Source organism: Streptomyces sp. NPDC093109 (assembly GCF_040701725.1).
Lineage (GTDB): Bacteria > Actinomycetota > Actinomycetes > Streptomycetales > Streptomycetaceae > Streptomyces.
Map to the genome: position 1 here is coordinate 145,757 of NZ_JBFBEZ010000007.1, position 22,194 is coordinate 167,950.

At 71.5% G+C, this 22,194-nt stretch carries 19 protein-coding genes and 1 pseudogene; 7 read left to right on the plus strand and 13 right to left on the minus strand.

What is annotated here, in order from left to right:
• The first annotated feature begins 5 nt into the window (after window positions 1-5).
• Window positions 6-782 carry a GntR family transcriptional regulator gene (locus AB0389_RS10080; RefSeq protein WP_366394857.1) on the plus strand — a complete coding sequence of 259 codons (777 nt, stop codon included), beginning with the start codon at window positions 6-8 and terminating at the stop codon, window positions 780-782.
• A gap of 48 nt (window positions 783-830) precedes the next feature.
• Here AB0389_RS10080 and dusB read toward each other — a convergent pair whose 3' ends face one another.
• Window positions 831-2,054 (minus strand): tRNA dihydrouridine synthase DusB, encoded by a 1,224-nt coding sequence (dusB, locus tag AB0389_RS10085; RefSeq protein ID WP_366394858.1) that lies wholly within the window; start codon window positions 2,052-2,054, stop codon window positions 831-833.
• Between the two features lie 52 nt (window positions 2,055-2,106).
• Between dusB and AB0389_RS10090 the strand changes: the two are divergent.
• Window positions 2,107-3,534, plus strand: a pseudogene (locus AB0389_RS10090) (MFS transporter); the annotation flags it as partial.
• 17 nt (window positions 3,535-3,551) lie between these two features.
• Here the strand turns inward: AB0389_RS10090 and AB0389_RS10095 are convergent.
• Window positions 3,552-4,526 (minus strand): helix-turn-helix domain-containing protein, encoded by a 975-nt coding sequence (locus AB0389_RS10095; protein WP_366394859.1) that lies wholly within the window; start codon window positions 4,524-4,526, stop codon window positions 3,552-3,554.
• Window positions 4,527-4,639: 113 nt separating this feature from the next.
• On the opposite strand from AB0389_RS10095, the gene AB0389_RS10100 reads away from it, so the two are divergent.
• A complete protein-coding gene (locus AB0389_RS10100; protein ID WP_366394860.1) occupies window positions 4,640-5,044 on the plus strand; it encodes a hypothetical protein in 405 nt (134 codons plus the stop codon).
• 3 nt (window positions 5,045-5,047) lie between these two features.
• Here the strand turns inward: AB0389_RS10100 and AB0389_RS10105 are convergent, their stop codons facing one another.
• Window positions 5,048-5,626: a hypothetical protein gene (locus tag AB0389_RS10105; protein WP_366394861.1), complete on the minus strand. Its 579-nt coding sequence runs from the start codon at window positions 5,624-5,626 to the stop codon at window positions 5,048-5,050.
• A gap of 908 nt (window positions 5,627-6,534) precedes the next feature.
• Window positions 6,535-6,876 (minus strand): hypothetical protein, encoded by a 342-nt coding sequence (locus AB0389_RS10110; RefSeq protein ID WP_366394862.1) that lies wholly within the window; start codon window positions 6,874-6,876, stop codon window positions 6,535-6,537.
• 443 nt (window positions 6,877-7,319) lie between these two features.
• Between AB0389_RS10110 and AB0389_RS10115 the strand changes: the two genes are divergently transcribed.
• The 4 genes from AB0389_RS10115 (at window position 7,320) to AB0389_RS10130 (ending at window position 9,556) form a co-directional block, all read left to right on the plus strand.
• Window positions 7,320-8,159, plus strand: coding sequence for a helix-turn-helix transcriptional regulator (locus AB0389_RS10115; RefSeq protein WP_366394863.1), 840 nt, complete (start codon window positions 7,320-7,322; stop codon window positions 8,157-8,159).
• Entirely contained in the window at window positions 8,156-8,371 is a 216-nt protein-coding gene (locus tag AB0389_RS10120) for a DUF397 domain-containing protein (RefSeq protein WP_366394864.1), read from the plus strand. The genes AB0389_RS10115 and AB0389_RS10120 overlap by 4 nt, the downstream gene beginning before the upstream one ends.
• Window positions 8,368-8,565: a DUF397 domain-containing protein gene (locus AB0389_RS10125; RefSeq protein ID WP_366394865.1), complete on the plus strand. Its 198-nt coding sequence runs from the start codon at window positions 8,368-8,370 to the stop codon at window positions 8,563-8,565. The genes AB0389_RS10120 and AB0389_RS10125 overlap by 4 nt, the downstream gene beginning before the upstream one ends.
• A 148-nt stretch (window positions 8,566-8,713) precedes the next feature.
• Window positions 8,714-9,556, plus strand: a complete 843-nt coding sequence (locus AB0389_RS10130) for an isocitrate lyase/phosphoenolpyruvate mutase family protein (RefSeq protein WP_366394866.1) — start codon at window positions 8,714-8,716, stop codon at window positions 9,554-9,556.
• Window positions 9,557-9,578: 22 nt separating this feature from the next.
• Here the strand turns inward: AB0389_RS10130 and AB0389_RS10135 are convergent, their stop codons facing one another.
• The 9 genes from AB0389_RS10135 to pstA form a co-directional block, all read right to left on the minus strand.
• Window positions 9,579-10,664 (minus strand): LacI family DNA-binding transcriptional regulator, encoded by a 1,086-nt coding sequence (locus AB0389_RS10135; protein ID WP_366394867.1) that lies wholly within the window; start codon window positions 10,662-10,664, stop codon window positions 9,579-9,581.
• Window positions 10,665-10,781: 117 nt separating this feature from the next.
• Entirely contained in the window at window positions 10,782-11,660 is an 879-nt protein-coding gene (locus tag AB0389_RS10140; protein WP_366394868.1) for a phosphate ABC transporter ATP-binding protein, read from the minus strand.
• Between the two features lie 94 nt (window positions 11,661-11,754).
• Window positions 11,755-12,672: a class E sortase gene (locus AB0389_RS10145; protein WP_366394869.1), complete on the minus strand. Its 918-nt coding sequence runs from the start codon at window positions 12,670-12,672 to the stop codon at window positions 11,755-11,757.
• A 2-nt stretch (window positions 12,673-12,674) separates the two neighbouring features.
• The gene (locus AB0389_RS10150; RefSeq protein WP_366394870.1) at window positions 12,675-14,027 is read right to left on the minus strand and encodes an Ig-like domain repeat protein; all 1,353 of its coding nucleotides are present in this window, start codon (window positions 14,025-14,027) and stop codon (window positions 12,675-12,677) included.
• A complete protein-coding gene (locus AB0389_RS10155) occupies window positions 14,024-14,956 on the minus strand; it encodes a hypothetical protein (protein ID WP_366394871.1) in 933 nt (310 codons plus the stop codon). The genes AB0389_RS10150 and AB0389_RS10155 overlap by 4 nt, the downstream gene beginning before the upstream one ends.
• 42 nt (window positions 14,957-14,998) lie before the next feature.
• A complete protein-coding gene (locus AB0389_RS10160; RefSeq protein WP_366394872.1) occupies window positions 14,999-15,994 on the minus strand; it encodes a substrate-binding domain-containing protein in 996 nt (331 codons plus the stop codon).
• Between the two features lie 116 nt (window positions 15,995-16,110).
• Window positions 16,111-18,813 (minus strand): hypothetical protein, encoded by a 2,703-nt coding sequence (locus tag AB0389_RS10165; RefSeq protein ID WP_366394873.1) that lies wholly within the window; start codon window positions 18,811-18,813, stop codon window positions 16,111-16,113.
• Complete coding sequence (locus AB0389_RS10170; protein ID WP_366394874.1) at window positions 18,810-20,672, minus strand: phosphate ABC transporter substrate-binding protein PstS; 1,863 nt, start codon at window positions 20,670-20,672, stop codon at window positions 18,810-18,812. Before AB0389_RS10170 ends, AB0389_RS10165 begins: the two co-directional genes overlap by 4 nt.
• A gap of 141 nt (window positions 20,673-20,813) precedes the next feature.
• Window positions 20,814-22,193 carry a phosphate ABC transporter permease PstA gene (gene pstA, locus AB0389_RS10175; RefSeq protein WP_366394875.1) on the minus strand — a complete coding sequence of 460 codons (1,380 nt, stop codon included), beginning with the start codon at window positions 22,191-22,193 and terminating at the stop codon, window positions 20,814-20,816.
• Window position 22,194: the final 1 nt, after the last annotated feature.

The following is a 22,194-nucleotide window of genomic DNA, read 5'->3' on the forward strand; positions in this document are numbered from 1 at the left end:
CCCGGGTGAGCGGGGCACGCTATCTGGAGATCGCGGAGGCGCTGCGCACGGCGATCCTGGACGGCGAGTACCCGGTGGGCGCCCTGCTGCCCTCGGAGAGCGATCTCGCCGCCCGCTGGTCCGTCTCGCGCGGCACGGTGCGCCAGGCCGTGGGGCTGCTCGCCTCGGACGGGCTGATCGGCTCGCGCCAGGGCGCGCGCCGGGTCGTGCTGCGCCAGGAGCTGCGGCACAGCTTCCAGCAGCTCCACAGCTTCGCCCAGTGGGGCCGGGCCATGGGGTGCGAGGTGGCCGGCCGCATCATCACCCGTACGGCCAGGGGCGCGACGGCGGAGGAGGCGGCCCGGCTCGGGACCGCCCCCGGCAGCGAGGTGCTGTACGTGGTGCGGCTGCGCCTGCTCGACGGGGAGCCGGTGATGGTCGAGCGGACCGTGTACACGGAGTGGGTGGCGCCCTTCGTGCGTGCGCTGCCCGACGATGTGGTGTCGATCATGAACAGCCTCGCCGAGGACGCGGGCGTGGTGGCCCACTACGGGGAGCACCTGATCGACGCGGTCCCTGCGGGCAGCGAGGACGCGCGGCTGCTCCAGGTGCGCCGGGGCAGCCCGCTGCTGCGCCAGCGCCATCTGACGAACACCGCAACGGGCCGGCCCATCGAGTGGACCGACGACCGCTACCGGGCGGGCAGCGTCGCGTTCAGCGTCAGCAACTCGGCAGCCGCGGCACCACTGGCACGGCACGCGGGCCCCGACGTGGCACCGCCCCGGGGCGGCCGGACGGAGTGAGCGGGCCGCCGTAGAACCGGAACGCCGCGCCGGGGGCCGCCCGGCCGGTCAGCCGCCCGAGGTGTCCAGCTCGGCGTCCGCGCCGATACCCGCGCAGTCGGACGGATCCTTCAGCCAGCCGTCCGGCAACGCCACCCGGTTGTTCCCCGAAGTCCGCCCACGCGGCCCGTCCGCACCGTCCGGCCACGCCTGGTCCAGGTCGAGCCCGGCGATCAGCTCGTCGAACTGGGCCAGCGACGACGTGACCGCGAGCTGCTTGCGCAGCGTCGAACCCACCGAGAAGCCCTTCAGATACCAGGCCACATGCTTACGGAAGTCGATCACACCCCGGGCCTCGTCCCCGATCCACTCCCCCAGCAGCTCCGCGTGGCGCCGCATGACACCGGCGACCTCGCGCAGGGTCGGCGCCGCGACCGTCCCCGTACCCTCGAACGCGGCCACCAGATCGCCGAAGAGCCACGGCCGCCCCAGACAGCCGCGCCCCACGACCACACCGTCACAGCCGGTCTCGCGCACCATCCGCAGGGCGTCCCGGGCCGACCAGATGTCACCGTTCCCGAGCACCGGAAGCTCCGGAACATGCTCCTTGAGCCGCGCGATCGCGTCCCAGTCGGCAGTGCCGCCATAGTGCTGGGCGGCGGTCCTGCCGTGCAGCGCGATGGCCGTCACGCCCTCCTCGACCGCGATCCGGCCGGCGTCGAGGAAGGTGAGGTGGTCGTCGTCGATGCCCTTGCGCATCTTCATCGTGACCGGCAGCTCCCCGGCGTTCGACACGGCCTCGCGCAGGATCGCCCGCAGCAGGGGCCGCTTGTACGGGAGTGCCGAGCCGCCGCCCCTGCGGGTCACCTTGGGCACCGGGCAGCCGAAGTTGAGGTCGATGTGGTCGGCGAGGTCCTCGTCCACGATCATGCGGACGGCCTTGCCGACGGTGACCGGATCGACTCCGTACAGCTGGATCGAGCGGGGCGTCTCGGTCACGTCGAAGCGGATGAGCTGCATGGTCTTCTCATTGCGCTCGACCAGCGCCCGCGTGGTGATCATCTCGCTGACGAACAGCCCTTTCCCACCACTGGCGGCATCCACCGGGGGACGACCCCCGAACCCCCGCGCGCCTTCGGCGAACTCCCTGCACAGCGTACGGAAGGGGGCATTGGTGATCCCGGCCATGGGGGCGAGCACCACCGGCGGCTGGACGGTGTACGGGCCGATGGCGAGCGGGGCGGCCGGAAGCGTGGTGGCCGGGAACGTGGTGGCCGGGAACGGAGCGGTCATGCCGCCATTGTCCCTCACGCGAGAAGTTGTTAGTTAGCCGTACTATCGATGCATGCCCGATGTGAGTCCCCGCCGGAAAACGCTGGTGCTGGCGATCTGCTGTATGAGTCTTCTGATCGTCAGTCTCGATAACACCATCCTCAATGTCGCGCTGCCCTCCATGCAGAGAGAGCTGCACGCCTCGGTCTCCGGACTCCAGTGGACGATCGACGCGTACACCCTCGTGATCGCCTCCCTGCTGATGCTCTCGGGCTCGACGGCCGACCGGATCGGCCGGCGCCGGGTCTTCCAGACCGGCCTGGTGCTCTTCACGCTCGGCTCGGCGCTCTGCTCGGTCGCGCCGAACCTCACCTCGCTGGTCGCGTTCCGGATGGTGCAGGCCGTCGGCGGTTCGATGCTCAACCCCGTCGCGATGTCGATCATCACGAACACCTTCACCGAGCCGCGCGAGCGGGCCCGCGCCATCGGCGTCTGGGGCGCGGTGGTGGGCATCTCGATGGCGGCGGGCCCGCTGGTCGGCGGGCTGCTGGTGGACTCGGTGGGCTGGCGGTCGATCTTCTGGATCAATCTGCCGATCGGCGTCGCCGCCCTGCTGCTGACCCGGCGGTACGTCCCCGAATCGCGCGCCCCGAAGCCCCGCAGGCCCGACCCCGTGGGGCAGCTGCTGATCATCGGTGTGCTCGGCGCGCTGACGTACGCGATCATCGAGGCGCCCTCGGCGGGCTGGACCTCGCCGCTGATCATGTCCTTCGCCGCCGTCTCGGTGCTCTCCCTGGCCGGTCTCGTGCTGTACGAGACGAGGCGCGCGGAGCCACTGATCGACCTGCGGTTCTTCCGGAGCGCGCCGTTCAGCGGGGCGACCGTCATCGCGGTGTGCGCGTTCGCCTCGCTGGGCGGGTTCCTCTTCCTCAACACGCTCTATCTGCAGAACGTACGGGGGCTCTCCGCGCTGCACGCCGGGCTGTACATGCTCCCGATGGCCGCCATGACCTTCGTCTGCGCACCGATCTCCGGCCGGCTGATCGGCAGCAGGGGGCCACGGCTCTCGCTGCTGATCGCCGGGACCGCGATGACGGCGAGCGCGCTGCTCTTCGCCGTGGTCGACGCGGAGCGGACCACGGCGCTGCTGTTCACCGGGTACGTGGTGTTCGGCATCGGGTTCGGCATGGTCAACGCGCCCATCACCAACACCGCCGTCTCCGGCATGCCGCGCTCCCAGGCGGGCGTGGCGGCTGCCGTCGCGTCCACCAGCCGGCAGATCGGCCAGACGCTGGGCGTCGCGGTGATCGGCGCGGTGCTGGCGGGCGGGCTGGCGGGCGCGGCGGGCTCCGCTTCGTACGGGCACGGGTTCGCGGACGCGAGCCGCACGGCCTGGTGGATCATCTCGGCGTGCGGCGCCTGCGTCCTGCTGGTCGGCATGCTGACAAGCGGCTCCTGGGCGCGCGGTACGGCGCTGCGGACGGCGGAGCGCCTGGAGCCGGCGGCGGCCGGGCCGGGTCAGACCAGGGCGGGGGCGGCCTCCGGCGCGGACCGGGATCCGGACGCACGCTCCGACTCCGGCACCGGCTCGGACTCCGGCACCGGCTCCGGCACCGGCGCGGGCACCGGCAGCGACGCCTGAAGCCGCTCCAGCCGGCGCCGGGACTCCTCGTCCACCGGTACGTAGCTCACGAGCCGGGGCCCGGAGGCCGGACCGAGCCAGAGGTTGGTGTGCGCCAGACTGAGCTGCCCGACCCGGGAGTTGACGAACCGCTTCGTCCGGTCCCCGGTGGGCGCGACCACCTCGTGCTCCTCCCAGATCTCCCGGAACTCGGGCGACGCCGCCCGCAGCCGTCCGAGCAGCGTCTTCCAGGGCGGCTCGGCGAGATGCTCGGCCATGGAGGCGCGGAACTTGCCCACCATGAGCCGGCGGGTCTCGTCGCGGTTGCCGAGCGACTGCCCCCACTCGTCGTTGGTGAAGGCCAGCCACAGGCAGTTGCGGTCGCCGGGCGGCAGCGCGTCGAGGTCGCACATCAGCACGCTGTAGGTGCTGTTGTACGCGAGGATGTCGTACCGGCTGTTCTGCACACAGGCCGGGAACGGCTCCAGCCGCTCCAGCATCTGCCGCAGCGCGGGCGTGACGGTGGGGCACGGCGTGCCGGGGGCCGGGTCGACGGTCGCGGCGAGGGCGAAGAGATGCGTGCGCTCACCGGAGTCGAGCAGCAGCGCCCGGGCCAGCGCGTCCAGCACCTGCGCGGACACCTGGATGGGCCGCGCCTGCTCCAGCCAGGTGTACCAGGTCACGCCGACGGCCGAGAGCTGGGCGACCTCCTCGCGCCGCAGTCCGGGCGTACGCCGTCGTCTGCCCCGGTCGAGCCCCACCTGCTCGGGCGTGATGCGCTCGCGGCGGCTGCGCAGGAATCCCGCCAGTTCGTGCCGCCGCATCTCCGTCTCCTGGCCGGTCTGCGTGCCGGGCCGCGCCGAAGTACTCATCCCTCCAGGGTGCCGCAGCCCCGACCCCATTGCCAGGTACGCCGGGTACCCGGACAACCACAGCATCCGGGACTGGAACGCGTTCTTACGTGCCGTGCCGCTAGGGTCGACACATGGACGAGGCTTTCGTCACCGGCGACGGACACCACACAGCATGCGGCATTTGTCCATCACGTCGCTTTCCGCTCGGGGAGTTCGACGTGTTCGAGCGTCCATCAAAGGAATGCCCATTCGACCCGGCCGATGGACACCGCTACACCGCCGAACGTGTACCTGTTTGCGTCCACCCCGGCAAGGTGGGGTTACCGGTCGGTCGGTACAAGTCCGATGGCGTGCCTCTCACGCAACCGTTCGTTCTTCCCGCAGACGTGTCCGACCTGGTGCCGTATCTGCGGGTCGTGTTGTACGGCGCAGCACCGGGCATGGTCGAAACGCTGATTGATCGTGCCCTTGCCGAGATCCCGCAGACTTTCCCGGGTGTGGATCCCGTCGCAGCGCTGCGCCGCGCGCTCAACTAGCCGTTAGAACAGGCTGAAGTCGAACGAGTGCGCCTTGCCCGACCGCAGGAATCCCGCCGCCTCGTACTTGGCGTCCAGGATTCCCAACCGCCGGTTTACTTCGGCGTGACCGACCCAGTAACGGTCATTCGGCTCACCCCACGCGAGGGCGTACGCGGTGTGCGTGTAGTCGCCGGCCGCGTACTCGTGGTGTTCCTTGTCGGTCTGGTGGATGACCGAGACTCCCACCCGGTCCGCGATGCGCGCGAGGAGCTGCGGTTGCGCGATCATCGCGTGCATCATCTCGTCCACGGGAACAGCGACGGGGATTTCCGTCATGTCCTCGTCCTGACCACCGAGTTCGTAGACAGCGGCCTTGAGAGCGAGGGCCCGAAGTCCCTCAGTGAGCAGCGGGCGCTTGTCGGTGTCCAGGTCCCAGTTACTGATGACCGGGAAACCGGTGAAGCACGTCCATGCCTCGTCGTACTTCAGCGCGGCGGCGGTGAACGCGTCGTACTCGGGGTCGGCCTGAATCGCCGACACGATCTCTCGGGCCCGTTCCGCCACCTGTTCGGGGGCGGGGCGGGAAATGGTGTCGCTCACTCTGCACTCTCCTTGTCGGTTGTGTGCATTGCTGACCCGTCCGAGCGCGCATTGGCGTACGGGCGGGGGTGGAACCGTCGCCACCGGGGACAGACCCACCCGGTAGCGACGGAGTTTCTTGGTGGGGCGAGCCCGGTTGGGTGCCGGGCCCGCCCCGTGCGGTGGCCGGATCGGGGGGCTCCGGCCGTACTCCACGGAGCGCGCCCCGGCCCGACCGAGGCGGGGGCGGCATTCCGTGGTCCTCGCGGGCGGTCCGCACGCGCCTGCGAGGGTCCTCTTGGGGGCGCCGGGTGTCTGCGTTCCCGCGCCGACCGGGGTGGTATCCGTACCGGCGGCTGTCCCCGCCGATGGTTGTCGGAGCTACCGGTACGGAGTTCGGGGGCTGCTGAGTGCCGCAGCGGTGTTCGGCAGGCGCGACGGCCGGCGGAACCGGTCGAACCAACGCCGCTTCCGTGGGTTCTGGTGTCTCCGCTGAACGTCGAGGGGTGCCGAGCGCGCCCGCACGAACTGTGGAACGGGGCTCGCGCTCAAGGTGTAGCGCCCCAGCGAGTCCCGCACGGTGAGTGTGAACCCACGCCCGACGGCCAGTTGGTTCCGCGCCACCTCCTGCTCGGTGAGGTCACCGCACCAGAAGCGGAGTACGGCGGGCACATCCTGGCCGGGATCCGGAACAGGGCCCGGGCCGGGGTTCGGACCCCAGCCCACTGCCGGAACGATCGCGCCTCGCGGAATCCACGCCGAGCAGGGATCGGGATCGAGGCCGTCTGCGATCCGTCGAGCCTGCCCGCGGAGCCAACGAAGCGTCCGTTCCGGTGATGTCGTCTCATGTGTGCCGAGCAGAAAACGGTGTGCCGCTCCGTTGACCGGCCCCTCGGCGGTCACGGTGGCGAGGTAGACGCATGAGTCGGTCACGGCCGCCCGCCGCCCCCGCCACGTTCCCGGTGCAACTTGGCGAGCGCCCGCAACTGTTGGCACTCCCGGTCCGTCGCCGGACGGACCCTGGCCGCGACGGCGTTCCACGATTTCCCGAACGGCCGGATCAGACAGGCCAGATTCCCGTAAAGCTTGTACACCACACCGGGCATCTCACGCCCCGGGTCCCAGACCGCCATACCCACGACGAGCGTGATCTGCCGCGAGGCTTCCGGCAGATGGACGAAGGGAGCCGCGCTGTTCGGGATCGCCGCCCGGTCAGCGGCCTGGCGGTGCGGGTGCGCCGCGATCTGCTGCGCACAGTGCAGTGCGCTCACGGCCCCGATGCCGCGCATCGCGTTGTCCCGACGCCTGTCCCACCAGGCACACACGTCGCAATCGGGGGCAGGGGCAAGGTTGATCGGAGGGTTGCGCACCGCCGGCGAGAAACCCAACCGGCGTGGATCACTCGGCGGCGACATCGACACACCGCCGTTCGTGGCCGCTCCGCACGTCCGCCGGAAGCGGCTGTGCCGGCCCGGCGTACGTACCGCGCACGCCGTCGGGCCGCAGGCGCCAGAACAGCCGCGCGTCAACGCTGACGGTTAGCTCGTCCGTACGAGCAGAACCGGCGATCGGGGCGCGCCTGGGCTGCTGTCTCTGGGCAGGAACGCTTCTACCTGGCATCGGACACTCCTCTCCGTAGCGAAACCGCTACCCGTGGTGCCTCAGAGTGGCCTAGAGTCCGAAGCTCTTCAACGTTCCGAAAGCGGAGGGCACATTGGTAAACCGCAAGGAGTTGAACGCCGAGGCAAGTCCCCAAGCCGCTTTCGGCGTGCGTCTGCGCAGTGCACGTGAGGCACGTGGTTGGACGCAAGACGCTCTTGGCGTGCTGCTCGGCTACTCGGGCAGGCATATCTCAGCGGTCGAAACCGGTTCCAAACCGCCAACCCGCCGCCTTTCGCGCGGCCTTGATACAACCCTCGGACTCGTAGGGAGTACGGAGTCGTTCGAGCGTGCGTGGGGGGAACTCAGGAACGGTTCACTGCTGGAGGGCTTCCCGGAGTACCTGAGTTACGAAGGGCGGGCGGTGGAGATCTGGCTGTTCGAGATCGGCATCATCCCCGGTTTGTTGCAGACACCGGAGTATGCACGGGTGTTGGCCGACAACGCTGTCCAACGTGGTGCCATCACACGTGAGTTAGCAGACAGCCGAGCAACGATTCTGGCGGAGCGGCAAGCAACGCTGACGCGACCCCGGGCACCCCTGGTCCTGGTGGTGATCGACGAGAGCTGTGTTCGCCGCACAGTGGGGGGCGTTCAAGTCATGGATGCCCAACTTCAGCGGCTGGTCGAGTTCGCCGCACTTCCCAATACCGTGCTTCAGGTCGCACCGTATGACATGGGAGAGCAGCGAACGCTAGACCGACCAACCAACTTGCTCACGCTCGCCGACCGCTCCGTAGTCGCCTATGTCGAGTCGCAGACTCAAGGACACCTTGACCGAGAAACTGCATCCGTCGTACCTCTACTGACGGCCTACCATCAACTACAGGCCGAGGCGCTCTCCCAGGCGGCGTCCGTGGCCATGATCAATGAGGCACGAAAGGGCACCCCGTGACGACCGAATCCCTGCCCCTCCTCTGGGCCAAATCTTCGTACAGCAACAACGGCGGCACCTGTGTCGAGTGGTCGCCCGCACACGCGTGCGCTACCGGCGCCGTCCCCGTCCGCGATTCCAAGACTCCAAGCGGACCCATACTGATTCTCCCTGCCGCCGCTTTTGCCTCTTTTGTGGCAGGCGTCAAGTCCGGAAAGCTCGGCACCCCGTGACGACCGAACGCACGCGTTGGATCAAGAGCACATACAGCAACAACGGCGGCCAGTGCATCGAGTGGGCACCGAAGCACGCAGCAGCAACCGGCGAGGTCTTGATCCGCGACAGCAAGAACCCGACCGGTCCCGTTCTGACCCTGACCGCCGACGCCTTCGGCGGTCTGGTCGCGCTCGCCAAGTCCCACGGCTGAACGCGACCCGAGCACGTACAGCGCTGGAGCCCCGCCCACCTTCCCCAAAAGTGGCGGGGCTCCGACATGCCAGGCAGCGGATCGCACCCCGGTGAGCCGACGCAAAATCGTTGGCCCCGAGGACATAACTGCTGGTGAAGTGGGTGTCATGACAACACTCAAGGACCAGGCGCTGCTCCTGCGCTCACTGCACATCCCCGGGAAGCCCCTCGTCCTGCCCAACGCCTGGGACGCCGCCTCGGCCCGGCTCGCCGAGGACGCCGGCGCCGCGGCCGTCGCCACCACCAGCGCCGGGGTGTCCTGGACGCTCGGGTACGGGGACGGGGACCGGCTGGACCGGGCGACCGCGCTGGCCGCGGTGGCACGAATCTCGGCCACCGTCCGCGTACCGGTCACCGCCGATATCGAGAGCGGCTACGGCGCCACCCCCGAGGACGTCGCCGACACCGTGCGGGGTGTGCTGGACGCCGGGGCCGTCGGCGTCAACCTGGAGGATTCGCTGCGCACCGGTCCTGAGCCGCTGCGGCCCGTCGCCGAGCAGGCCGCGCGGATCGCCGCCGCCCGCGCCGCCGCCGACGCCGCCGGGGTGCCGCTGTTCCTCAACGCCCGGATCGACACCCACCGGCTGCCCGCCGGGGATCCGGCCGGCCGGATCAAGGAGACCCTGGCCAGGGCCGCCGCCTACCGGGCGGCGGGCGCGGACGGTGTGTTCGTGCTCGGCGCCTTCGACCGGGCGACCGTATCGGCCCTGGTGGACGGGGTCGAGGCGCCGCTGAACCTGCTGGCGGGGCCCGGCTCGCTGCCCGTGTCCGTCCTGGCGGAGCTGGGCGTGGCCAGGGTCAGCGCCGGCTCCTCGATCGCCGAGGCCGCCTACGGCCTCGCCGCGCGCGCCGCACGCGAACTGCTCACCGACGGTACGTACACGGCCCTGGAGGACCGGCTCGACTACGGCGCGTTCAACGCGCTGATGCTCGAACGCACGCCGGCCTGAGCCGGTCCGGGCCGGCCCTGTTTTACGCCCGGTCGGCTCCCGAGGCGGTCCCCGGGCCGAAGCCGGCGCCGCTGCTGGCCCGCACCACCAGTTCGGGCGTCAGCAGGACGTGCTCCAGCTCCGCCGCCGGGTCCTTGATCCGGGCGAGCAGCAGCCGCGTACAGCTCCGGCCCGCCTCCTCCAGCGGCTGGCGGACGCTGGAGAGCGCCGGGGAGAGCATCCCCGCGGCGGCCGTGTCGTCGAAGCCGACGACGGCGACGTCCCGCCCGGGTGTCCGACCGCTGTCGAGCAGCGCCCGGTAGCAGCCGAGGGCGAGCGTGTCGCTGGCCGCGACAACGGCGGTGACGCCCCGGTCGAGCAGCGGCCCGATCGCCTCCCGCGCGGCCTCGACGTCATCGCGTGAGGCGGCCCGCAGCCCGCGTACGGACAGTCCGTGCCGGGCCATCGCCTCCCGCCAGCCGCGCGCCCGGTCGTCGCCGGTGCCGGAGCCCCTGGGCCAGCCGAGGAAGGCGATCCTGCGGTGCCCGAGGCCGGCGAGATGGTCGACCGCGGCCCCGGTCCCGTGCGCGCCGTCGACATCCACCCAGTCCCCCGTTTCCCGCGCCGACCAGGGGCGGCCGAAGGAGACGAAGGGGATGTCCCGCTTGCGCAGCCAGTCCGGGCGGGGGTCGCCCCGGTAGGTGTTGCTGAGCACGAACGCGTCCACCGACCGTTCCCGTAACAGCTCGGCGTAGGAGTCGGGTTCGTCCTCGGCCGCGGCGGGCACGGCGAAGAGGAGGACGCGGTAGCCGGCCTGGTGGGCCGAGTCCGAGAGCGCGTGCAGGAAGTGCTCCATCACGGGCCCTGACACCCCGTCGGGCGTGGGCTGGACCCCGTACCCGATCAGCAGGCTCGACCGGGTACGCAGCAGGCGCGCGGCCTGGTGGGGCCGGTAGTCCAGCTCGGCTATCGTCCGGCGCACCCGCTCCAGGGTCTCCGCGGCCAGCAGTTCGGGCGAGTTGAGCGCGTTGGACACCGTCTGCGGTGACACCCCGGCCCGTTGGGCTACCAGGGCGAGCGTCGGCGGCCGGTCCTTGCGCCCGCCGCCGGACGGTGTCGTACGTGCCATCTCATCGCCTCCATCACCGGCACCGGAACAGCGCCTGTGACGAACGATAAGATCATTTCCGATCGCGCGGCACCGGATTCCGGACAAGGAGTGGCGCCGGGCCGCTGCTCGTCGACCTTATCCGAAGCGGCCATTGACGTAGTCGGCCGTACGGGGATCGGCCGGTCCGGCGAACATCGCGTCGGTCGGGCCGTGTTCGACGATGCCTCCGGGGGTGCCCTGTTCGGCGAGGAAGAAGGCACACCGGTCGGAGACGCGGGCCGCCTGCTGCATGTTGTGCGTGACGATGACGACCGTGACCTCGCCGGACAGCTCCTTGATCGTCTCCTCGACCCGCCGGGTGGAGGTCGGGTCGAGCGCCGAGCACGGCTCGTCCATGAGCAGCACCTGCGGCCGGACCGCCAGGGAGCGGGCGATGCAGAGCCGCTGCTGCTGACCGCCGGAGAGCGCGCCGCCGGGCTGGCGCAGCCGGTCGCGCACCTCGTTCCAGAGACCGGCCTTGGTCAGACAGTGTTCGACCAGATCGTCCTTGGCGTCCCGGCTCGCCCGGACGCCGGTCAGCTTCAGACCGGCGGTCACGTTGTCGTAGACCGACATGGCCGGGAACGGGTTCGGCTTCTGGAAGACCATGCCGATGTGCCGGCGGGCATCGGTCAGCCGGCGCTCGGGGGCGTAGATGTCCTGGCCGCTGAGCAGCACTTCACCGGCGAGCGAGGCGGCGGGGTTGAGTTCGTGCATCCGGTTGAGGATCCGCAGGAAGGTCGACTTTCCGCAGCCGGACGGGCCGATCAGGGCCATGACCCGGCCGGCCGGCATGGTCAGCGACACCCGGTCCAGGACTTTGTGGTCACCGAACCAGGCCGACACCGCGCGGGCCTCCAGCTCGGCGGCGGTCCCATCGCCGGGTGCCGGAGCCGGGACCGGGACCGAGGCCTGGGTCTGCGTCGGCGCTTCCGTCGCGGGAAGGCGGAGGGTGTCGGCGGGAGAGGCGGTCATGTCACGTCCTTTCAGGAGCGATTCGAGGAAGAGGGAGTAGCGAGGGTGGAAGGGGAAGGGGACGGAGGGATTCCAGTTACGGAACCCCCCTGCCTCAGAGCAGATTCGGCAGCAGCTCCGCCGCCCGGTCCGCCACCACGAGCCCCAGCGCGCCCAGTACCGGTACGCCGATGACCCACGCCTCCCGCCGGCCCGCCCGCGCCCGTAGCCAGGCCAGGGCCGCGCCCGCGAGCAGGAGCAGCTGTCCCCAGAGCACCAGCGACAGCCACGCCCCCTCCATGCCCGCCATCGGCTTCTCGTCGGCCGGCAGGCTGCCCGCCGAGTACAGCGGCGCGGCGGCGGGCTGGGCCGCCGAGACCAGGTCGGCGTCGACGCGCAGCAGCCCGCCGGGCAGGAAGGGCCGGCCCGCCCCGGTGATCAGGGTGAGCCGTCCGGCGCCGGCGGCGAGTGCGGGCGGCTGCGGATCGCCGGCCCGCCGTATCCCCAGGACCCGGTAGGTGTGCTTGCCCTGGCCGGTGGTGACGGTGATCTCGTCACCGGCGCGCACCTCGTCGAGGTGCGCGAACGGCCCGCCGTACGCGGCCTGCCGGCCCATCACCAGGCTGATCCCGGGCTGTCCCGGCAGGACGGTGTCGCGGCGGTGTCCGGGGGCCGAGGTGAGCACCTCCGAGGTGGTGCCCTCCTCGATGACCTCCCGCAGTCCGAGCGAGCGGATCTCCAGCAGGGCGACGGGATCCCCGAGCGCGAGCTGCTCGCCCTCCTGGGTGCGGGGGCCGACCGGTGCCGTCGCGTTGGCCAGTTGTTCGCGCAGGGTGGCGTGGGCCACCTGCTGGTCACGGCCGTGTCTGAGGTCGCCGAGCGGGCCCAGATTCGCGACGAATCCGAGCAGCAGGGCGGCCAGGATGCTGAGCGCCGCGCCGGTGGCGCGCAACGCCGGGCCGGCCGGGCGCGGTGTGGGCGCCCGGCCGGCCCGTGGGGCGCTGGGTGCGCGCTCCAGGGTTTTCGCGTTCAACGTCAGCTCACCTTGACCGGCTTGGTGGTGCCGGTGCCGTTGGCGTATCCGGCGCGCTTGGCGGTGACGGTCACGGTGATCTTGTGGCCCTTGTCCGCCTTGGCCGCCGTGTAGGTGGTCTTGGTGGCGTTCTTGATGGCCTTGCCGTCCTGCTTCCAGACGTAGCCGTACGAGGTGGCGGCGGGCGTCCAGGTGCCCGGCTTCGCGGTGAGCTTCTTGCCCACCTTGGCGGTGCCGGTGACCGTCGGGGCCTTGGTGGCCTTGAGGGCCGGGCCGGTGGCGACCGTGACGGCCGGGCTGGTGACCGGAGTCGAGCCGCCCGCGTTCGTACCGGTGGCGCGGCAGGAGATCTTGTGCGTACGGTCGGCCGCGTCGAGCACCCGGGTCCTGGCGGTCGCGCCGCTGATCGTCTTGGCGTCGCGCATCCACTGGTACGCGACGGAGGTGGCGCCACCGAAGGTGACGTCACAGGTGACCTTGGAGCCGACCTTGGCGGTGCCGGTCACCTTGGGCTTCGAGGTGACCGACGGCGGCCGGACCGTGACCTTGAGCGGGACGGCGCCGGGGGCCGAGCCCGTGAACTCCGCGGGCTTCGCCGGGGTGAACTGGGCCTTCAGCGCGTGGGTGCCGGCCTTGAGCGCCGTCGTCGCGAGGGACGCCGTACCGCCGGAGACGGTGACGGGCGAGCCGAGCTGGGCGGAGCCGTCGAGGAACGTCACGGTCCCGGCGGCCGTCGCGGGGGCGACCTTCGCGGTGAGCTTCACCGAGGTGCCCTCGGTGACCGGGCCCGCCGGGGCGGCGGTGAGGGACGCGGTGGTCGCCTGCGCCGGAGCGGTGTTCCGGTAGGTGGTGTCCGAGGTGAACCAGAGGGAGCCCGTGAAGTCGCCGTAGGTGGTGTCGCCGAACGCCTTGCGGCACGTCACGGTGAAGTCGTAACGGCCCTCCAGCGTCTTGAACCCCGCCGTGCTGGCGTAGTCCCGCATGGTCTCCGTCAGCGGTACCTCGTAACCGGCGCCGGAGGTCGGGTAGATGCTGGTCTCGGAGTTGCCGACGACGTTCTGGCCCTCGGCGGGGAACCCCTTGCCGGCCACCTTGACGATCAGGTAGTCGGCCACCTCCGGGCAGATGCCGGAGGTGGTCAGGGCGACGGACGAGGTGTCCGTGCCGGTGGCGGGGGTCACGGCGAGGGTGCCGATGGTGTCGGCGTGGGCCGTGGAGGCGCCGAGCAGCACGGGCCCGGCGATCGCCACGGTGGCGGCCGTGGCGCAGGTGAGCAGTGCGGCGAGCAGCTTGCGCGGTGCGCGTACGCGTGCGCTCGCGCGTACGCGTGCCGTGGAGTGGACGAGCGGATTCACAGCTTCGCTCCGTTTCCGAAGGTGAGCAGATCACGGCGGCGGGCCCACCGGACGGCGGCCGTACCCGCGGCGATCAGCGTGAGGGAGCCGGCCGCGAAGATGCCGGCCTGGGCACCGGTGTTGGCGAGGACGCCGGAACCGCCGCCGCCCGTACCGGATGAACCGGAGGTACCGGACGAACCGCCGGTGGCGCCCGCGTCGGACGAACCGCCCGTCGTGCCGCCGTCGGACGAACCGCCGGCCGTCCCCGCGGCCGGGTCGCTCGTCTCCGAGGGGTCGGTGCCGTCGTCGCTCGGGGTCGTGTCGTCGGAGGGCTCGGCCGATCCGCTCGGGTCGTCGCTGGGGTCGACGCTGTCGGACGGAGCGGGGTTGGACGGGGTCGGGGAGGTGTCCGGATCGTCCGACGGGGAGGGGCTGTTCGACGGGTCGGGGCTGTTCGAGGGGTCGGGGCCGTCGGGGTTGGTCGTGGTGTAGGCGGTGTTCGACGTGAACCAGACGGCGCCGGTGAAGTCGCCCAGGTTCGTGTCGTCGAAGGCCGTGCGGCAGATGACGGTGAAGTCGTACTTGCCCTTGAGGGTGCTGAAGCCGGCGATGTTCGCGTAGTCGCGCATCGTCGACGACAGCGGGATGAACATGCCGCCGTCGGCCGTGGAGCTGTACGTCTCGATCGGCGCGTTGCCGACCACGTTCTGGCCTTCGGCGGGGAAGCCCGTGCCCTTGACCGTCACGATGACGTACGTGGCGGTGTCCGGGCAGGCGCCGGACGTGGCGAAGTCGATCCCGCTCTCGTCCGTGCCGGTCTTCGGGGAGATGTCCAGGGTGCCGGACCCGGCCGCCCGGGCCGGGGAAACCGCCATCGCACCGAACGCCAGGACGGTGGCGGCGACGGCACTCGTGGCGAGTGCCCGCAGGGGGCTGCGCAGCAGCACGGGGTCAGAGCTCCTTCGAATCGGTGGGGATCCCGGCGCGTGTCACGGGGTCTGCTTGGTGGTGTCGCCGCAGTTCGGGCTGGTGGCGAAGCCGTACGTGTTGATGACGCCCGACTCCTTGCAGATGAGGGAGTTGGGGCCGGCGAAGACGGTGCTCCACGGGGCCGTGCCGATCTTGCTGGTCGGGATGACGTTGTAGACATCGCGCTTGACGCCGAAGTCGCTGTTGAGCGTGGTGGGCGTCTTGTTGTCGATCACACCGAGCAGCGCGCGGCCCCGGACGTCGGCGACGGTCTGCGAGCTCTGCGCGAGGTACTGGGCGATGGAGAACGGGACGATGGACTTGTCGTCCAGCACACGGCCGTCGTGCTCCTGGACGGCGGCGCCGTTCTTCTTGTCGCTGATGCAGGGGTAGACGCCCGCGACGACATCCGCCTCGGTGATGCCCACCTGGGACTGCCAGAAGCTGCGGGTGCCGGAACCGGCCTGCGGCAGCAGGACGTTGATCTTGAAGTTGGGGCCGGTCCCGACGAACGCCGGGTCGCAGTGGTAGATCGCCTTGAGGTCGGCGAGGCTGAGCTTGCGCGGCAGCACGCTGGAGGGCGTGACCGCGTACGACACGCCGTCGACGCCGAACGGTACGTAGGTGAGGCCGGGGGCCGCGGCGCCCAGGCTGAGGCTGGAGGAGCGCGAGTAGTCCAGGCAGCCGTCCGCCGCCTGGAGCGAGTTGAGCAGCGCGGTGCGGCCGGCGCCCGAGCCGTTGGGCCGGGCCATGGCGCACTTGTTGTTGACGGCCGGGTCCTTGGTGGTGATCGTCGAGGAGCCGGTGGCGTTGTACGAGCCGAGCACCTTGGTGCCGTTGATGGTCACGACCTGCGACAGGCCGTTCATCACGTCCTGTGTGGTGTCGGAGCCGACGCCGGCGAGCTGGCGGTAGGCCGGCGTGCCGGACGGCTCGGCGGCGGCGACGGTGACGCCGACGGTGGCCGCGAGCAGGGCGGCGCCCGCGGTGGCGATCGCGATCTTCTTCTTGTTCACCTTCGTGTACCTCTCAGCTGGGTTGGTGCGGGTGGTGGTGCGGAGTGGTTGGTGCGGGGTGGGTGGTGCTTGTGGGGGAGAACCGCGTGTGAGCGCGGTGGATCTGGGAGGGGGCGTCACGCGCCGTCCTGGGCGCGCATCGCGCGCAGCCGGTACGCGACGACGGGGACCACCCTCGGCAGCAGCGGGCCGCCCACGGCCGCCGCGAGGCCGATGATGAGGACGATCAGCACGACGTAGCGCACGGCGCCGATCGCCCAGGGCGGGGTGAGCGCCGCCTCGGCCCGGGCCGCGGCCGGCTGGGGCGCGGTGGACACGGACGCGTCGGGCTTGGCGGCGGCGGCCGACGGCGAGGGGCTCGCACCGTCGCCCGCACTGCCCCCGGCGGCGCCCGTACCGGCCGTACCGCCTGCCGGCGTGCCGTCGCCCGCGGCGGGTCCTGAGCCGATGCCCGCGCCCGTATCCCCGCCTGTGCCGGAGGCCGGGACGGTGCCGGAACCGCCGGACGCGGAACCGGAACCGCCGGTGCCCGGTGTGCCGCCGGGGCCGGCCGGGTCGGGGTCGGTGGCCGCGGGGTCCTGCCCGGCGAGGGACTTGATGGTGGCGGCGGCCAGCGCGGCCTGCTTCCGCAGCGCCTGCGGCAGCGGCGCGTACCCCTCGGGCAGGGTGCCGGCGGAGACGCCCGGCTGCTGGCCGCTGCCCGTGGCGTACGTGAGGAACTCGGCGTAGTCCTTGCCCGCGGCCTTGGTCAGCGCGGCGGGCACGGTCGCGGCGTAGGTGAGCGAGGTGAGCGGGTAGGCGGCCGTGGCCTTCTTGTCCCCGGGCGCGGGCGCGAGGACCCCCTTCACCCCGCTCGGCCTCATGGCCCGCTGCCCGGCGAGCAGTCCGGCGGTGGTGGGCGCCACGTACTGCCCGGCGGCGTTGCGCAGTTGCGCCGGGACCAGCCCGTACCGCAGCGCCGTGGAGGTGTCGGCGACGGCCAGCATCGCGCGCTGCCCGGCGGGCTGCGGCGGGTCCTTCTTGTACGCCGGCGGGGTGGCGGTCGCGTCCCAGGTGGTACGGGCCAGCGATTCGCCGCGCCCGGCCGCGCGGGCGGCGCCGCGCATGTCGGAGGTGTACGGGTGCTTGTCCTGGACGCAGAGCGGGTGGTCCGGGTGGTCCTCGAACTGCTGGCAGAACGGGTCGCTCTTGGGGAAGTGGTCGAGGGGCAGTTTGAGCTTGGCGTAGTGCGGGTTGACGGTCATCCCGGCGTTGCCCGCGGCGCCGTACTTGCCCTGGTTGTCGGGGACGCCGTCGAGGAACTCGCGGGCGGCCGGGTCCTGGTCGACCCAGCTCCACAGCAGATGCGCGGTGTCCGCGAGCGCTTCGGGGACGAGCGCGTCGCCGAGCTTGCCGCCGAAGGTGAGGTCGGCGTACTCGGGGTTGAGCGCGGTGAACTCCGGGTCGGTACCAAGGTTGTAGGGGTTCTTGGCGGTGCTCGGCGCGAAGCGCGAGTTGCCGTCCTGGTACGACTCGGTCAGCAGCTTGGCGACCAGCCGCTGGTTGAGCCTGAGCCCGGCCATCCGGCGGCCGTTGCGGGCACGGACCGCCTCGGGCGCGGAGAACGACGCCTGGCTCTCGATGAGAAAGCCGATGGTGAGACCGGAGAGCGCGACCGGCGCGTACACCGGCTGCTGCTGACCGGCGGCCAGTTGCTCGCCGGTCGCGGGCCGGTTCAGGAACACCATGCCGGGGTTGCCCGAGCCCAGCTTCGCCCGCGCGGTGTCGTCGGTGACCTGGGCGTAGCCGAAGATCGTCCGTCCGCCGGTGCGGCAGAGCACGGGCTGCCAGCGGCTGATGGCCTCGGCCACCATCTCGTTGCCCAGGGTGGGGCGTTCGTCGGCGCCGATCGGGCAGAACTGGCCGATCGGCTCGAAGTGCAGGGGAACGACGAGGCGGTGGGCCCAGTTGGTGGCGGAGAGCGGTGACGACTGGAGGAAACCACCCGACTGGGTGGTGTAGCGGCTGCCGTCGACCTCGGTCTCGCCGCGCGGGACGACGACCAGCCAGCACTGCCGCCCCTCGGTCGCGGACGCGCCGCCGGTGACCGCCGCGTCGCCCGCCGCGCCGCCCGCCGCCTCCCCGCAGCCGAGGCCGGCCGCCTCGACGGCGGTCTGGGCCTCGAAGTACACCTCGCCGGTGCCGTCGGGGTTGGTACGGGCGTACGGGACCTCGTTGGTGGTGTTGGAGTCGAAGAAGTCGTTGGAGTTCCCTGTCCTGGTGACCTCTCCGGTCACCGAGTGGAACGCCACGTAGGACAGGCCCGTCGAGGACGGCGGCGGCAGCGTCTGCGCCGGGTCGGTCAGTCCGCCGTAGCTGAGCTGGCGGCTGTTCGTGTACGCGCCCGCTGCCTGGTTGCCCGCCCCGGCGCCGAGCGCGGAGGAGCCCCCGAACTGGCACTGCTCGGGGTCCGGGCCCTTCGCGTCGTCGCCCCAGCACTGCATGATCTGGAGGTAGTCGGCGGCGTACGCGGTGTCGGAGACGGTGGGCGCCGCACCGGTCCAGGAGACCTTGACGACCTCGTTGACGAGGTGCCGGGTCTGGGCGACGGTCACCTTGAGGTCACCGAAGTCCCCCTTCCCCGTGACGGTCACGGGCGAGCGGCCCGAGGTGTCGGCCGCCCCGGCGGGGTCGGCGCCGGGGCCGAGGACGGCACCGGCGGTCAGGACGGAACAGAGCGTGATGACGGCGGCGTTGAGGGCGCGCCGGGCGAGCGGGACGTGCCCGGTGAAGCGGGTCCGCCCGGGGGTTCGCGGTGCGCGGAAGACTGTGGGCCTCATGAGGTGGTCCTCCGCGCGGTCAGGTAGCGCGACAGCAGCGGGGGGCCGACCGTCATGCCCACCAGCAGCACTCCGGCCAGCACCATCAGGGCCCGCCGGGCCCCGCTGCCGATGGTCCCCGAGGTGCTGACGGGTACGGCGAAGACATCGCCGCCCGCGCCGCCCCCGGCCGCGCCCGCGTCGCCGGACGTGCCGAGCGCGGAGACCTGCTGCCCGGTGTCCGGGTCGATCGCCGTACCGGCCGCCGCGCCCGCCGCCGTACCGCCCGTGGCGCCGTCGCCCGCGGTGGAGCCGCCGGTCGCCGCGGCGCCGCCCGAGCCGGCCGTGGCCGCGCCGGTGGAGCCGGCGCCGGACGCCGTCGTACCGCCGGAGCCGGTCGCGCCGCCGGTGGCCGATCCGGTGGCACCGGCGCCGCCGGTCGTGCCCGCCCCTGCCGTACCGCCGGTCGTGCCCGTACCTCCGGACGCTCCGGAGCCGCCGTTGGTGCCGGGCGTGGCGGATCCGCCGGTGCCCGTGGAGCCGCCCGGGGTGACGGTCGGCTTCTTGTCGCCGCCGGTGCCGGTGGTGCACTGCGAGGCGCCCTGCTTGTCGCAGGCGGGCGGGTACGGGGCGGACTTGGCGAGGGTGTTGCCGCCGTCGGCGGAGAAGGTGGGGTTACGGCAGTTCTTGATGTTGACGTTCTCGACGTCCACCCCGGGGATCCGGCGCACCTGGTCGAGCCCCGCCTCGACGAGGTTCACGGGCAGCGGCGAGTAGCCGAGGTTGTCGACGTGCTGCTGGCCCTGGCAGAGGAAGTAGTAGGCGAACGCGCCGAGCGTCTTGCCCTTCTGGGCGTTGAAGTTGGCCTCGGTGCTGGTCGGCACGACCATGTAGCTGTAGCTGGAGAGCGGGTAGTTGCGCCGGTCGGTGCTGTTGTAGACACCGTCGAGGATCTGGGTCAGATAGTCCGGCGAGGAACTGTCCTTGTTGATCCGGGCGTTGAGCAGGGCCACCGCGACGTTCTTGGCGGTCGGCTCGGTGTAGTACCCGGCGGCGTTGAGCACCTTGGCCACGGGGAATCCGGTCGTGTAGACGGCGTACGAGTACTCGACGTAGGTGATCGTGCCGATGTTGCCCGCCTGGGCGACATAGCCGGAGACCCCGTTCGACCCGGACTGGGCGACGAAGCCGCCGCCCGGCACCAGCGGGTAGTTGGACGTGGCGCCGCACGGCGTGGAGCGTCCCGCCCGGCCGCAGTACGCGTCCCACAGCGAGCGGTGCTGCTTGCTCATCCAGGTGGTCAGCTGGGCCGTGCTGCCCGATCCGTCGGAGCGGACCACGGGGACGACCCGGCGGGCGGGGAGCGACGCGGCGAGGCCGGGGTTGTCCGCCTTGATCGCCGGGTCGTTCCACATCGTGATGCCGCCGGTGAAGATCTTGGCGATGACCGGGCCCGAGAGGCGGAGATTGGTGACCCGCTGGTTGCCGATCTTGAGGTTGTACATGAACGACGTACCGCCGGCCACGATGGGCATATAGGCGTACTTACGCGAGGGCGGCGGGTCGACGACGCCGGAGTCCTTGATCCCGTAGGGGATCTCGGAGACCGCGTAGTCGACGGTCCCGTTGCGGAACTGGTTGCGGCCGTCGGACGAGCCGGTGCCGTTGTAGTTGACCGTCATGCCGTACTGCTTGACGTTCGCCCGCCACTGGTCCAGCGCGTTCTGGCTCCAGGTGGAGCCCGCGCCCGAGATCGGGACATAGGTCGCGGCGGCGGCGGGCGCGACGAGTGCCAGCAGCACGGCGGTCACGAGGGTGAAGACGGCCGACGCGACGTATGCGCGCCGACGCGGCGGCGGCGCCGGCGGGGTTCCGGACATCGGGGGCGACTCCTGTCGGTAGAACGGGGAACGGCGGGAACGGCGGGTGTTGCGTACGACCGGGACATGACAGCCCGAGCGGAAGCGAGTGCGGGGGCGTGCGAGTGCGTGCGAGTGCGTGCGGGAGAGAGACCTGCGTGCTTACTGGTCCGAGGGCGCCGATGGGGGCGCGGACGCGGGAGTCGCTGGGGATGGGGATGGGGATACGGCCGCGGACGGGCGGCCGGCGGCAGTCCCGTTCCGCGCGCTCATCCGCTCCGCGTCCTGGCGCGAGGCCAGCACCCTGCGGTGCGTCTGGCTCTTCGTCAGCTCCCCCGGCGCCCGCCCGCCGATGATCCTGGCCAGGACGAACAGCAGCAGCACCAGCCCCATGAGCAGCGCGGCTGCGCCGAACCCCCGCGCGATGAAGCTGGGTTGCGGTGAGCGCACCAGCTCGAAGGTGGCGAGCGGCAGCGAGACCTGGGGCCCGCTCAGCGGGTTGAGGTTCATGTCCGCGGTGAATCCGGCGGTCAGCAGCACCGGGGAGGTCTCCCCGATCCCCCGCGCCGTACCGAGGATGACTGCGGTCGTCAGTCCGGAGCGCGCGGTGGGCAGCGTGACCGTCCATACGGTGCGCCACTGGCTGGCGCCGAGCGCGAAGGACGCCTCGCGCAGCGACCCCGGCACCAGCCTGATCACCACGTCGGACGCGCGGATGATGATCGGCAGCATCATGACCGCGAGGGCCAGCGACGCCGCGAACCCGGACTTGTCCATGCCGAGGATGAGGATGACGGTGGCGTAGATGAACAGACCGGAGACGATCGACGGGAGCGCGGTCATCGCCTCCACGATGGTCCGTACGAACCGCGCGTAGCCGCCCGGCACCTCGTTGAGGAAGACCGCGCAGGCCAGCCCGAGCGGCACCGTGATGACGAGGGCGATGGACATCTGCTCGACGGTTCCGGCGATGGCGTGCAGCATGCCGCCGCTGGTCAGCGGCTGGACGGGCCCGGTGAGCGACATGTCCTCGGTGAAGAAGTTCCAGTGCGGCAGCGCCGTCCGGCCCTTCCACAGGGTGTGCGCGACGACGAAGACCAGCGCGCAGACGACGAGCACGGCCAGGCTGTGGATGATCACCGCCGCCACCCGGTCCCGTACGGCCATGCCGTTCTCGGCGAAGGAGACCAGCACGGCGTACAGACCGGCGAAGCTCAGGAAGGCGACGACGACGAAGCCGAGCGGCGCGTCGAACGGGGCGATCCGGGTGAAGAGCACGGTGGTCAGCCCGAGCGCCCCGGCCAGCGCGCCGATCAGCGCGCGGACATCGGTGGCGCGCGCCCCGGAGACGGCGCGGCGGACCTCGGGGGCGCCTCCGTCGTCCGGCGGTCCCGGCCGGACGGTGGCGGACGCGGTGGCGGACGCGGTGGCGGACGCGGTGACGGACTCGTTAGCGGACTCGGTGGCGGACTCGGTGGCGGGAGCAGCGGCGGGGAGGGCCGGTGGAAGGGCGGCGGGAAGCACAGGAGCGGTCCGGTTCATC